Here is a 13,101-nt window from a genome sequence, read left to right on the forward strand (position 1 = left end):
CGGAGGAGCAAGCGGGGCCATGGTCACGAGTACGGGGGCGTTTCTTATCCCGACGGCCATCGGCCACGACCCGGTCGTGGGCGGATTTGGGATTGCGGCCGGCGTGTTCGCAGGGTTCGTGCTGCACGCGGCCCAACACCAGTTGGCGCATCTGCACCTTCCGTTCGACGCCACGACGCTAGAGCTGACGGCCCATTCGCTGGCCGCCGGCTTCGTCATCGGGGCCGTCTACGCGACGATGCCGGCCCTGGGCCCCGCGCTCGGCGTCGCGATCGTGTCGCACAAAGCCCCGGCAGGCTACGCGGCCGCACGACGACTGTACCGGGCGGGCCGGTCCGTCTCGGTGCTCCTGGTGCCGGCGGCTGCGGTGGCCGCCGCGGCGGTGCCCGTCGGGTTTGTGTCTCCTCCCGGCAGCGATGTGGTCCACGCCCTCGTGTTTGGCGTCGCAACGGGCGTCTTCTTGCACGTCGCGCTCGACTTCCTCCCGCGGTGTGAGATTGGAGGCGAGGTGTCGGAGGCGGCCGGCCTGACCGATCCCGAGACGACCGCCGGGGAGTTTGACGCGCAGCATCATCTGCTCGACCGTCTCCGCCTCCACGCCGTGACAAGTGCTTTCGCTGGGGGCGTGGTTGTCTTTGTCGCTTGGTGGGGCCTCCACGCCTGATGAACCCCGCGAAGACGCGTCCGGAAGGGAGGAGGAAAAGCAGCGCCGCCGAACAGATGCGTTGACAGACGGGGCCCTGCTGCCTATTCTTACTATGAATCCCAAAACGTTGTCCCCCTTTCGCTCACGTTCTTACGACCCACGCTCCGTGTTTCTTATGCCACAGTCCCCCCGCGCCTCTCTTTCCGTGCTCTCTCTCGTGTGTGGCGGTCTTCTGCTTCTTGCCGGCTGTGGCGGCGGAGGCGGCGGGGACGGCGTGCAGATTCAGGCGGGCGATCGCTCGCCGGCCATCGATGGCGCCACGGCCCGCGTGACGGCCCCGGCCGACAGTGCGGTCGTGGACGATGACAGTGCCGCCATCACGATCGAGGCCGAAAACTTTGAGGCTGGCATCCAGACGGACACGGAGCGGGCCGACGAAATTGCCAACTCCGGAAACGGGCAGCACTTCCACGTCATCCTGGACAACCAGCCCTACATGGCCAACTACGAGGCCGGAACGCTGTTCGACCTCGGCGATCTGGAGCCCGGAGCGCACACCCTCATCGCCTTTCCGAGTCGCTCCTACCACGAGAGCGTGAAGGGAGGAGAGGCGTACGACCTGGTCAACTTCTACGTCGGGGAGGAGTCCGGCGAGTTCATGCTCGGCGCGAGGGAGCCGGCCATCATCTACAGCCGGCCGAAGGGGACGTACAGTGGCGACGGCGCCGACCGGATCATGCTGGACTTCTATCTCCACAATGTGGAACTGGGCCCCGACGGCTACCAGGCCCGCTACACCATCCGGGACGCGGAGGGCGGCGAGGTCGCATCGACGACGCTGACCGAGTGGGCCCCGGCCTTCGTAACTGGACTGGAGGGGGGCACCTACGAAGTCACCCTGCAGCTCATTGGGAGCGACGGCAACGTCGTGCCCGGTCCGTTCAACGACACGACCCGAGAGATTGAGGTTCGCCCTGGAAATTAATGCTTGCCGACCAGAGGTCTTCACAATGAATCTTGGTGTTTCGTCTTGGCGCTGGGTGCTCGTGCTTCTCGTAGGGGGAAGCGTCCTGCTGTGGGGCCGTGGGGCCTGTGCGCAGCCCGCGCCGGGCCCCGCCGCCCAGCCCCAGCCCGGCATCGACGTGCAGGACTACGACTTCTCCCTCACGCTCTCCGACACCACGGATCGGATTGAGGGCACGGCCACCGTGCGCCTGCGGGTCGAAACCGACACGCTCACGGCCGTGCGGCTCGACCTCGTCGGGCGCTCGGCCGGGGAGGATACCGGAATGCGGGTTGCCTCCGTGTTCGAAGAGGGAGCGACGGTGTCGTACCACCACACCGAGGACCTCCTGCGCATTGCCCCGTCCGTCCTCCGTGAGGGGCAGACGCGCACGTTCCGTATCGAGTACGCGGGCGTGCCCGCCGATGGCCTCATCATTGGCACCAACCAGCACGGCGCCCGCACCTTCTTCGGGGACAACTGGCCGAACCGGGCCCGCCACTGGCTCCCGGTGGTGGACCACCTCTCCGACAAGGCGACCGTGGCGTTTCGGGTGACGGCCCCGGCGCAGTACGAGGTCGTGAGCAACGGCGCGCTCGTGGCCGACTCCACGTCGGGGGACGTGCGCCACACGCACTGGCGGACCGACGTGCCCCTGCCGCCGAAGGTGATGGTGATTGGGGCCGCCGACTTCGCGGTGGACACGGCGGGGACCGTCGATGGGGTGCCCGTGCAGAGCTGGGTCTATCCAGAAGACCGGGGGCGCGGCTTTGAGGACCTGGGACAGGCCCCGCCCATCCTCCGCTTCTTTGAGGACAAGCTGGGGCCGTACCCGTATGAGAAGCTCGCCAACGTGCAGTCCACCACGCGGTACGGGGGGATGGAGAACGCGGCGGCCATCTTTTACAGCGAGACGGCGGTGGCCGACGGCGAGGACGACACGCCGCTGCTCGCCCACGAGATTGCGCACCAGTGGTACGGCAACACGGTCACGGAGGCGGACTGGCCGCACCTTTGGCTCAGTGAAGGCTTCGCCACGTACCTGACGGGCCTCTACCTGGAGCACGCCCGGGGCGAGGCGGCGCTCCGACGCTACATGACCCGTGCCCGGGAGCAGGCCGTCCGATTTCACGAACAAACCCCGGACGAGCCGCTCGTGGACACGACCTACAGCGATCCCAACGAGCTTCTCAACACGAATCCTTACCAGAAGGGGGCCTGGGTGCTGCACATGCTGCGCCGGGAGGTGGGGACCGAGCCGTTTTGGGCGGGCCTGCGGGCCTACTACGAGCGCTACCGCGACCGCAACGCGAGCACCCGTGACTTCCGGGCCGTGATGGAGGACGTGTCGGGGCAGGACCTGGAGGCGTTCTTCGACCAGTGGACGCGCCGCCCCGGCCACCCGGTCATTGAGGGCACCTGGCGCCACGACGCCACCGCGAACGAGTGTGTCGTGACGCTGCGACAAACGCAGGACGAGCCGCCGTTCGAGGTGCCGGTGGAGGTGGCGGTTGGGGACGCCCCCTCGCGCACCACGACGCTCTTCTTGCAGGGACGAGACGCGCAGGCCCGGGTCGACTGTCCCCACGTGCCGTCGTCCGTACGGCTCGACCCCAACACGGATCTCCTTGCGGAGTTGTCGATGCGCCGCGCCGACGAATGACTGGATGCCCATGGCACGTCGTGGTTTGTGCGTTCTTCTCCTGACGGGCCTCCTGGGGCCCGCGGCGCTGGCCCAGTCCGGCCCCGAGTCGGTGCCGGCCGAAGAAGAGGCCGTTCGACGCACGATTGAGGCCCTCTTCGATGGCATGCGGGCTGGAGACAGCACCGCGGTGCGGGGCCTCTTTCACGACGGCGCCCGCCTACACACCGCGGTGGGCCCGAGCGACACGGCAGCTGTTCGCCGTACCCCCGTCGATGCGTTCGTCGAGGCCGTCGGGCAGCTCCACGAACAGGCGTGGGACGAGCGCACGTGGGCGGTCGAAGTCCGCGTGGATGGACCGCTCGCGAGCGCCTGGGTCCCGTATGCCTTCTATCTCGGCGACGAGCGGTCGCACTGTGGTGTGAACGCTGTGCAACTGGTGCGGCAGGCCGATGGCTGGCGGATTCTTCAGCTCATGGACACCCGGCGGCAGGACTGCGTGGTGCCGTCCCACGTTCGTCCATCGCGGTAGGTGGATCGGGGGTGTAACACCGAAGGAGTCCCCACCGTGATGAACATGCGTGACACTCACTTGCATGTCCCATCACCCCCCTGTCCACTCATGCTCCCCCAACCGTCCGTCTGGCGAACCGCGCTATTCCTCGGCCTCCTCGTCCTGCCGCTTCACAACACCGTCGCCCAAGAGCGCGTCCGGGAGGCCCGCTCTGTGGAGGCCTTTACAGCCGTTGCGTTTCACGTGCCCGGCACCCTTCACCTGCGGCAGGGCGACGCCCGGTCCGTCGAGATTGAGGCCCCCCGAACGGTCCTCGACGAGTTCGAGGCCGTCGTCGAGAACGGAACCCTCACGCTGCCGACGGATCAGGACACGGGCATTCTCGACCGCCTGTTCGGGGACGAGGAGTCCTACGACGCGGAGGTAGACATCTACGTGACGGCCCCAGCGATCGAGTCCGCCTCGCTGGCCGGATCGGGCGAGATCGTGGGCGAGAATCAGATCGAGGCGGAGACATTTTCGCTCAACGTGACGGGGTCGGGCCGCACGACCCTGGACGTGAGCACCGACCGGCTCGACGTGCAGGTGGCCGGCTCGGGAACGACGACGCTGCGAGGGCGAGCCGGGGCGCTCTCCCTCAACATCGCCGGCTCGGGGGACCTGCGGGCCGCGGAGTTGGAGACACGGACGACAGAGGTACGCATTGCCGGGTCCGGCGGCGCGGACGTGCACGTGACTGAGCAGCTGGAGGCTTCTATCTTCGGCTCCGGGGACGTGGGGTACCGGGGCCGGCCCGCGGTGTCGACGAACATCACGGGGAGCGGAAACGTGAATGCGATCGACTGATGCCCCCGCGATCTTCTGGGGGCGCGGCGCATACGATGACTGTACCGCAGCGGGAGCGTCGCTGAATCGGTTCTTTTCGTCTCTCTCACCAATCCGATCCCCCCGTGGACCTCGAATCCTGCACCGTCACGATCCCCCGCGAAGAAGACGCCGCCAACGACCCCGAGCCCGTAGACGTGTGGCCGCTCGTAGAGGTGGCCCTCGACAAGATCGACGCCGACCCGTCGACCCGCGACGCCGCCGAAGCGGCCATCGAGCACGGCGATGGAAGCGTCGTCCTGGCCAACTACCTCAACAGCGAGGCCAAGCGGGTTCATGAGATGGACTACCGCTTTAAGGTGCCGCTCGTGGTGTGGGCCGCCGAGCGGGCCCGCGAGGACGACACCGCCACCTCCATCTACGACCCCGACGAGGGCTGTGTCTACTTCGAGACGGACGTGAGCCAGTTCTCCTTCCACGTCTACAAGGACTGGACCGTCGATTGGCCACAGGTGGCCGACGAGGTGCAGGCCGGGTACGAGTGGAGCGGGGAGGACAACCAAACCTGGGCGCTCGACTGGCTCATGGACTTCCTCGACGTGCCCACGGACGACTACATGGTGTAGTCGAGGCTCTGAACGCCTCTGCACCGGAGCCCTGTCGTCGGGCATTTCCGTGCGCCTCGTGGGAGGGCAAGGTCGCCATCGGAGGGCACGAGGGAATGGGCGCCGGTCGTGTGGACCTGTGGCGCGACGGTCACTCGGGGGCCGGCTGCACGACGAGGCGGGGCGGGATCCCATTCCGGAGCGTCCGATCCGCGAGGCGGAGAAGGCGCTGCTGTTCAGGCCACGCCAGACGGGCGGCGGCTTCCTCGGCGGGGAGCCAGGTGAAGGCGTCGTGCTCGTCGTCGAGTGTCGGGTCGGCCGGAAGGGCCGCGGCGAACGCGGGGATGAGGTTCATGCGGTCCGCTTGCCATTCGTAGAACGCGTTGACGGAGGGAATTGTCCAGAGCCGGTCGGGGGAGTGGCCGGTTTCTTCGTCCACCTCACGGAGGGCCGTCTCCCATGCAGCCTCTCCCGTGTCAATTTTTCCGCCCACCATGCGCCACTGTCCGGCGTACAGGGTGCCGGGGGCGCGGTGGAGGAGCAAAAACTCGGGGTTCACGGACGACTCGCGGTACGGGTACACGTCGACGACGCGGGGGGCGGAGTTGGGCATGACGGGCGGCAGTCGGGTCACCGATCACGGATCCGTCAATGTAGGCACCGGCGTCGAGAGTGTCGATTCGGAGGGACCGTGATGCCGTAGCGAATCGTCTGAATGAATGTGCATGTGTGGTCGTTTTTAGACGTGGAACCCCGGCAGGTGCCTGTCAATAGACAGAGTGTCTTTTGACAGTCCTCCGCTATCCCATGCAAGGCCGTCATCCCATTCTGGTCGCACTTCTGCTCGTGGCGTTCGCCACGGGTGGGGTGATTGGGCCGGCTGTACACCTTGTTCAGCATGGGGAGGCACAACGGAGCACACAGACGGAGTCGTCCTGCCACACGGCGGACGTCCACGCGTCGGACGCAGCGCTCTGGACAGACGCGACCGACGGACAGATTGTGCCGGAGTGCGACCTCTGCGCCACCCGTCTTCTGCTGGTGCCGCCGGCGCTCATGCCGGACACGGCCCCACGCGTGGTAGGGGGGCTGTCCGTCGAGGTCCGGTCGCACGCTGCGGTTGCTCCCGTGGCATCCGTTCGGTTTATCCGCGGGCCTCCATCTCTCTCTGGGGCCCGCCTCGCGTAGTCCTGTTGCCTCTGGCATTGCTCTGCCCCCTCAGACCCTGTTGGTGAGTCGCGTGTCTGCGTCTCGCCCGTACAGGCTCGGCGTCTGTCTGCATAGCAGCAGACCTGACGCGGCACAGGGCTCGTGCATGCCTGGTGTCTCTGTGGCTGCAGTGGTCGGGTCTCCCTCTCGTCTCCTCATCCCGTCTATACGGCAGGGATGGTCTTGTTTGCTCCGTTGCACCAGTGTATCCCGCTCTATGTCGACCCGTATTCTTACTGCTTTTCTCGTTTTGTCCTTTGCTTTCATTCTCCCCGCCGAGGCCCAGTCCTCCCGAGGCACGGTGACCGGTACCGTCACGGATGCGGACGGGGCGCCCCTGCCCGGTGCCCAGATTGCCGACGTGGCGTTCCAGCGGGGCACCACCGCCGGGCCCGATGGCCGGTACCGGCTTGAGGGCCTCCCGCCCGGCGACCACACCCTCGAAATCCGATTCGTCGGCCACCAGACGGTCGTCCGAGAAATCACGCTCAACGCCGGCGAAACGGCCACGGTCGACGTGTCGCTCAAGACACGTGTGCTGGAAACCGAGGGGGTGACCGTGACGGGCACGGCCCGCGCTCGCAGTACCCTCACCACCCCCCAGAGCGTCGATGTACTCAATGAGGAGGACCTCGACGTGAATCGCAGCGCCTCCCTCGGCGACCTTCTGTCCAACAGCGTGGCGGGCGTTTCGTCCATCAAAACGGGCTCGCAGGCGGGCAAGCCGGTCCTACGGGGCCTCTCGGGCAACCGCATCCGCGTGCTGAAAGACGGCATCGCGCAGGAGTACTACCAGTTCGGCGTGCGCCACTTCCCCACCACCTCCTCGAACGAGGCAGAGCGCATTGAGGTGGTGCGGGGCCCCAGCAGCATCCAGTACGGCTCCGACGCCCTCGGCGGCGCGATCAATGTCCTCACCAAGGACGCGCCGACCGCCGACCTGGGCGAATCTCGGGTTGGCGGCAAATTCCGCTCGCAGTACTTCACGAACAACGACGAGCGGGCCGTGGGGCTCGACCTTCAGGGCGCCCGGGGCCCTGTGGGCGTCCGTGCCGGGTTCGAGCGGCGGATCGCCGACAACTACACCGCCCCTGAGGAGGAGACCTTCTTCGAGGCTGCGGACAAGAGTCCTGGTCCGTTCAACGATCCCAAGTATACTGATGAGATTCCGTTCACGAATTTCGAGCAGTGGAACGGATACGCCCAGGTCGGGACGCAGGGCGACTTCGGCAACGTGCAGCTCTACGGCGACTACTGGGTGAACCGCCACAATTTTCTGCTGCCCACCGGTGGGCCTGGAGCGGAAAATGCGAACGGTCTCGGGCAGAACCTGGAGCACGGAAACCTCGTGGCGAAGGGCAATCTCATCGCCGGCGACTTCGTCGTGCGGCCGCGTCTCAGTGTCCAGACCTCCATCCGGCAGTCCGGAAATGGGGCCGGCGATCAGACGCTCGACGTCATCGAGGACAGCGGGGGCTTCGACGACTTCAACTACGATGTGGACCTGAAGACCGACATCTACACCGGCCGCCTGGAGGTGGTCCACCCCGAGATCGGGCCTGTGGGCGGCACCCTCGGGGCGGAGGTGCAGCGTCAAGACGCGAATACACGCGGCCTGGCCGAACTGCAGCCGACCGCCGACACCTGGAACGTAGGGCTCTTCGCGTTCGAGGAGATTGACCTGGCGCCATGGACCCTGAATGCAGGCATCCGGGGCGACGTTCGCACCATCGACGCGGAGCCGAACGATCGGACGACCGATTCGGATGCGCTGGAGAACGAGTACGTTACGCTGTCCGGCGCGCTGGGGGCGAACGTGAAGGTGGCCGACGGGATTGCCCTGGCTACGAATCTGAGCAGCGGCTTCCGCGCGCCCTCGATCTTTGAGCTGTATACCAATGGAGTGCATGGCGGCGTGGCGGCCTTTCAGGTGGGCGATCCGGACCTCGATCCGGAGCGGGCCTACAGCGCCGACGTGTCGGTGCGGGTCCGGCGCGACCGACTGACCGCCGAGGTGACCGGCTACGTCAACGCCATCAACGACTACATCTTCCTGGAGAACACAAATGAAAACCGGGGGCCGAATGGAAACGGTCGCCCAATATACGAGGCGAGCCAGACCGATACCGTGATTCCCGGCATCGAGGCAAAGGTAGAGACGCAGGTGCGGCCGTGGCTCCATGTGGGCGGCCAGGCGGCGGTCCTCGGGGGCACCGGCGACGGGCTCGGCGATAGCAGGGGAGATGGAGACCTGCCCCTCTTGCCCACCGACAACGTCGAGGGCTTCGTGCACCTTACGCCGGACGATCGCGGTCCGCTGCGGAGCCCGCGTGTTGAGCTTCACCTCAAGCACGGCTTCGACAAAGACGCCGCCGGCACGTTGGAGCCGTTCTCGCAGTTCGATAATACGTCGGGAAAGCCTCCTTTCGGAACGGCCTCCACGAAGGCCTACACCACCGTCGACGCTTCCATCGAGAGCCGATTCGCACTTGGCCTCGGGGGCGAACCGTCCCTCCGCGTGGCGATGCGGAACGTGTTCGACACCACATACCGCAACTTCCTGGACACCTACAAGGGCTACGCGCTCTCGCCGGGCCGCGACGTGCAGCTTAGCCTGTCGGTGCCGTTTTGATCTCAGGTTCTCTCCCGACCTTCTTTCCTCTGTGCTATGACTGTTGCTTACGTATTCAGTACCTCGGGCCACACCGCTGATTATAAGCTGGGAGAAATGATCCTACCGCAGCTGGAAGCGGATCGCCACGGCGTAGACGTGGCCGGCATGTTTTTCTTCGACGACAACACGTATGTCCTGCGCCAGGGCGATCCTCTCGGCGAACGCCTCGCCGCGGTTGCGCAGAAGAAAGAAATCCTGTTGATGATGTGCGACCGCTGCGCGCTGTCGCGCGGCTTGGCGGAGGGGGATGTGGGACCGGACGGCGAGTGTCAACCGCTGGGAACGGTGGACGGAGTGCGCGTGGGCTGCTTTCCGGATCTGTATGCTGCTCTGTCCGATCGTCCGCTCGATCAAGTCATTACGCTTTAATCAGCTACCATACAAGCTACCATGCAATAACAATCGGTAGATGTAGCGATCGTAGGGGCCGGTGCAGCCGGAGTGGGCTTCGGGGTTGTTCTTCGCGATCTCGGTCTGGATTGCTTCGCTATTCTGGAACGGGACGAGGTGGAAGCCTCCTTCGAGCAATGGCCCGAGCAGATGCGGTTTATCACGCCCTCGTTTACGGGCGAGGCGTTTGGTCACCTCGATCTCAACTCGATCGTCCTGGAGACCTCGCCGGTACACGCCCTTCAACACGAGCACCCGTCGGGGCCCGAGTACGCGCAGTATTTACGAAATGTGGCCTCGTATTTTGACCTCCCGATTGCGCGTGGGGTCGAGGTTGCGGAGATCATTCCATGAAACCGCCCACGGATGTTTGGTCCACCCGGACAAACATCTCATCGAGTTGCAAAGGAATTCGCAGGCGACGCTTTACGCGCTTTCTGAAAAGTCGGTGGGTAGTCGGTTCCGTGAAGCCAATGCCTGCTACCCCAGTGCCTGCTACATATTTGTTCAGCAATCCGCTCCCGGCAGAAGGCCCGACGGTCGTCTCTCGCCATGCCGATGAGGCGGTCGCTTCCCGAACTCGATACGATGACCTGCTGGAGGCGGCAAATGTACTATGATTCCGAGCAATTGGTATCAGTTTAGGGGCCGTTCGTCTTTCCCTCGCGACGTTCCGGCAGACCGATGAGCAATCACTTCTCAAACGATCAATCTCCAAATGACGAGCGATCTGCGCGTGGGGGCTCGTCCCGCAGGTGGATTCTGGGAGCGGTGCTGCTCCTGTTCTTTTCGTACCTGACCTGGCAGGTGGTGAATCCGTACCGAAATCAGCCGTACGAGAAAGTACCGCATGGCGATCACGTACACTACGTCCCAAAGGACTGGAAGGGGGACGTGCCGATCAGCCGCTTTCCGACGCAACCGCCGGAGGAGGGAGAGCGCATTACCCCGAACGGGGAGGTCGTTTCGGATGGCCCGGATGCCGCATCCAGTCGCTGACGGTGCGGCGGATCGCCCGCTGTGGGTTCCCCTTCATGGACGGGTCCCTGTACGGACCGGAGGCAGTCCTTCCGCCTCCGACAAGACTCGCCGGTAGCACATCGGTAGCAGGGGTCCATCGGTAGCGGGAAAGGCGCGAGAGGAGAACCAGCCCGTCGGGGCTCCCCAATCGCGCGGCAATCGCACGCCGACGCCGTTCGCATTCGACATCGCTTCTGCTCATCGCTACGATCGCCCATGGCCACATCGCCCCAACGTCCCGTTCCCGTCACGGTGCTCGCCGGATTTTTGGGAAGCGGCAAGACGACCCTGCTCAACCACCTGCTGGACGGCCTGTCGGAGCGGCGGGTCGCCATCCTCGTCAACGACTTCGGCGACCTGAACGTGGACGCCGACCTCGTCGCCAGTCAGGATGAGGACGTGCTCCGCCTGGAAGGCGGCTGCATCTGCTGCACGATGCAAGGGGGCGTCACGACGGCACTGACCTACCTGATCGGGCGCGACACGCCGCCGGAGCACATCCTCATTGAGGCCAGCGGCATCTCGGACCCTGCGTCCATCGCAGTGCAGCTCATGATGCCGGACTTGCAATCGCATCTGCGCCTCGACAGTGTGCTGACGGTCATCGACGCGGAGCGTGCCCCGTACGATGAGGACGATGCCGCCCAGATCCAGGACCTCGTGGAATCGCAGATCAAGTCGGCCAACATCGTTCTGCTCAACAAGAGCGATCTGGTCGATGCCGCACGTCTTCGCGAAGTGCGCGCGTGGATCAAGGACTGGACGCCCGACGCACGCATCCTGGAAACCGTTCATGCCGACGTGCCCGTGCCGCTGCTCGTGGACCGGCACGCCGAACCGACACGCCACGTGCACGGCCGCGACGACGACGCGCACGATCACAGTCAGGGCCACGCGGGCCACGACCATGAACACAGTGACCACGAGCACAGCGACCATGAACACCACGACCATGAACACCCCGGCCCCGATCACGAGGACACGTTCCGGCGCTGGTCATACCGCTCCGACGTGCCCTTCACAACCCTCGACGACGTGCGGCGGGCCTTGCGCGAACTGCCCGACACGATTCTCCGGGTGAAGGGGTTTTTGTTTACCGAAGAGACCCGAGACGAGCGCGTGCTGCTGCAGATGGCCGGGCGCCGGGCCGCCTTTTCCTTCGATGGGGAATGGTCCAGCCCGCCACGGACGGCCCTCGCCATTCTCGGATTGCCGGACGGCCCGAGCGACGCGGAGGTGCAGTCTATCTTCAATACGCGCCTCGCCGGCGCCGCCGGGTTTACCGCCGGTGACCTGAGCACATGATGCCGGGCATGTAGTGATGAAATTCAATCGTCGTCGGCGAGCTGGCGCAGGCGTGTCTGGACGACGCGTCGTCGATTTCCGACCCGTTTCCGTCGTGGGATTAAGCACTGGCGTAGGTGGCGCCTGCTCGCGTGTTTTCCAACGTCCGCACCCCAAACAGCAACGACAAACACCAGCAATGCCTTCTTCCTCCTCGACGTTTTCTTTCCCCTCAACGTTGATGCCCCGAGACCGGCGCGCCCGGTGGGCCGTCGCCCTCGGTGGCGGTGGCATGGGCCTCGTGACCCTCCTTGGCCTCGCGGCGGGCCTCACGAAGCTGCTCGCGATTGGCTGGACGGCCTTTCTCGTGATGATGGTGGGGGCAAAGCTAGGGCGCCGGGCGGAGAGGCAGGTCGTCGGTGCGCCGGCACAGCGGCTTCGTCGCCTGGCGTGGGCGTACGGGCTGTCGAGCGGGGCCATGGTCACGAGCACTGCCCTTTTCTTGGTGCCGAATGCCGTGTCGCGCGACGCGTCCCTGGGCGGGCTCGGCATCGCGCTCGGGATCATTGGCGGCTTCACGGTCCATACGATCCTGCACCGCGGGAAGCCCGGCACGGATGATTCTGCGAGTCCGGTCGTTTGGGTGCTGTCGATGCATTCGCTGGGGGCGGGGCTCGTCATTGGGGCCGTCTACGCCACCATGCCGGCCCTCGGGGCCCTCCTCGGGCTCGCCATCGTGTCCCACAAGGGTCCGGCCGGGTACGCCGCCGCCCGCCGGCTGCAGCGACGGGGCGCCTCCGTCTCGCTCTTGCTCTGGCCCGCCGCGGCCGTCTGCGTCGCCGCGGTGCCCGTTGGCCTGGTCGACCCGCCGACGAGCGACGTGTTTCACGCCGTCGTGTTCGGGGCCGCTACGGGGCTGTTTCTGCACGTGGCCGTCGACTTCCTGCCGCGGTGCGGATGGGGCAGTGAGCTACGCCGTGCGGCCAACCTGCCATCCGACCTTAGATCGGCCCCCATGTATGAGGGACTCGGGAACGTGCGTTACCATGCCGTGTGGAGTACCCTGGCCGGGAGCCTCCTCGTCGCGGGGGCCTGGGGGCTCCTGTAAATCGGGGGCCTGGCTGGCAGTCCGAAGGCGAACGGGATGCGCGACTGCTTTCCCATGCCAAGCGGTGATTTGGGGGCGACGGAACCCGTCGACAAACAATACAGCGAGGACGGAATTGAGGTAGACCTTCAGACTCCCAAATGGAGAGAGGCCGCCAGACGTCCGATGAATCTGTTTATGG

At 65.6% G+C, this 13,101-nt stretch carries 14 protein-coding genes; 13 read left to right on the forward strand and 1 reads right to left on the reverse strand.

Annotated elements, in window-relative coordinates; genetic code table 11:
* From B7R93_RS15480 to B7R93_RS06860, 6 genes are all read left to right on the forward strand, one after another.
* A partial coding sequence (locus B7R93_RS15480; RefSeq protein ID WP_272482663.1) for a ZIP family metal transporter occupies positions 1-664 on the forward strand: 664 nt, incomplete at its 5' end.
* Positions 665-821: 157 nt separating this feature from the next.
* Positions 822-1,631, forward strand: coding sequence for a hypothetical protein (locus tag B7R93_RS06840; RefSeq protein WP_232798129.1), 810 nt, complete (start codon positions 822-824; stop codon positions 1,629-1,631).
* Between the two features lie 25 nt (positions 1,632-1,656).
* On the forward strand, positions 1,657-3,312 hold the full coding sequence (locus B7R93_RS06845) for a M1 family metallopeptidase (RefSeq protein ID WP_103020071.1): 1,656 nt from the start codon (positions 1,657-1,659) through the stop codon (positions 3,310-3,312).
* Between the two features lie 10 nt (positions 3,313-3,322).
* On the forward strand, positions 3,323-3,823 hold the full coding sequence (locus tag B7R93_RS06850) for a nuclear transport factor 2 family protein (protein WP_232798130.1): 501 nt from the start codon (positions 3,323-3,325) through the stop codon (positions 3,821-3,823).
* A 90-nt stretch (positions 3,824-3,913) separates the two neighbouring features.
* Positions 3,914-4,651 (forward strand): head GIN domain-containing protein, encoded by a 738-nt coding sequence (locus B7R93_RS06855; RefSeq protein ID WP_103020072.1) that lies wholly within the window; start codon positions 3,914-3,916, stop codon positions 4,649-4,651.
* A 104-nt stretch (positions 4,652-4,755) separates the two neighbouring features.
* Positions 4,756-5,256: a hypothetical protein gene (locus tag B7R93_RS06860; RefSeq protein ID WP_103020073.1), complete on the forward strand. Its 501-nt coding sequence runs from the start codon at positions 4,756-4,758 to the stop codon at positions 5,254-5,256.
* Between the two features lie 130 nt (positions 5,257-5,386).
* On the opposite strand, the gene B7R93_RS06865 is transcribed toward B7R93_RS06860, so the two are convergent.
* On the reverse strand, positions 5,387-5,848 hold the full coding sequence (locus tag B7R93_RS06865; protein WP_232798131.1) for an NUDIX hydrolase: 462 nt from the start codon (positions 5,846-5,848) through the stop codon (positions 5,387-5,389).
* 194 nt (positions 5,849-6,042) lie between these two features.
* Here B7R93_RS06865 and B7R93_RS06870 point away from each other — a divergent pair, with 194 nt between their 5' ends.
* The 7 genes from B7R93_RS06870 (at position 6,043) to B7R93_RS15785 (ending at position 12,920) form a co-directional block, all read left to right on the forward strand.
* Positions 6,043-6,423 (forward strand): hypothetical protein, encoded by a 381-nt coding sequence (locus B7R93_RS06870; RefSeq protein ID WP_103020074.1) that lies wholly within the window; start codon positions 6,043-6,045, stop codon positions 6,421-6,423.
* A 238-nt stretch (positions 6,424-6,661) separates the two neighbouring features.
* Positions 6,662-9,076 carry a TonB-dependent receptor gene (locus B7R93_RS06875; protein ID WP_103020075.1) on the forward strand — a complete coding sequence of 805 codons (2,415 nt, stop codon included), beginning with the start codon at positions 6,662-6,664 and terminating at the stop codon, positions 9,074-9,076.
* Between the two features lie 36 nt (positions 9,077-9,112).
* Positions 9,113-9,487 carry a SaoD/DsrE family protein gene (locus tag B7R93_RS06880; RefSeq protein ID WP_103020076.1) on the forward strand — a complete coding sequence of 125 codons (375 nt, stop codon included), beginning with the start codon at positions 9,113-9,115 and terminating at the stop codon, positions 9,485-9,487.
* A 48-nt stretch (positions 9,488-9,535) separates the two neighbouring features.
* The gene (locus B7R93_RS06885; RefSeq protein ID WP_103020077.1) at positions 9,536-9,862 is read left to right on the forward strand and encodes an NAD(P)-binding domain-containing protein; all 327 of its coding nucleotides are present in this window, start codon (positions 9,536-9,538) and stop codon (positions 9,860-9,862) included.
* A gap of 330 nt (positions 9,863-10,192) precedes the next feature.
* On the forward strand, positions 10,193-10,507 hold the full coding sequence (locus B7R93_RS06890; protein WP_103020078.1) for a hypothetical protein: 315 nt from the start codon (positions 10,193-10,195) through the stop codon (positions 10,505-10,507).
* A gap of 237 nt (positions 10,508-10,744) precedes the next feature.
* Complete coding sequence (locus B7R93_RS06895) at positions 10,745-11,833, forward strand: CobW family GTP-binding protein (protein WP_103020079.1); 1,089 nt, start codon at positions 10,745-10,747, stop codon at positions 11,831-11,833.
* A gap of 178 nt (positions 11,834-12,011) precedes the next feature.
* Positions 12,012-12,920: a ZIP family metal transporter gene (locus B7R93_RS15785; protein WP_232798132.1), complete on the forward strand. Its 909-nt coding sequence runs from the start codon at positions 12,012-12,014 to the stop codon at positions 12,918-12,920.
* Positions 12,921-13,101: the final 181 nt, after the last annotated feature.

The organism is Salinibacter altiplanensis, assembly GCF_002894645.1.
GTDB lineage: Bacteria > Bacteroidota > Rhodothermia > Rhodothermales > Salinibacteraceae > Salinibacter > Salinibacter altiplanensis.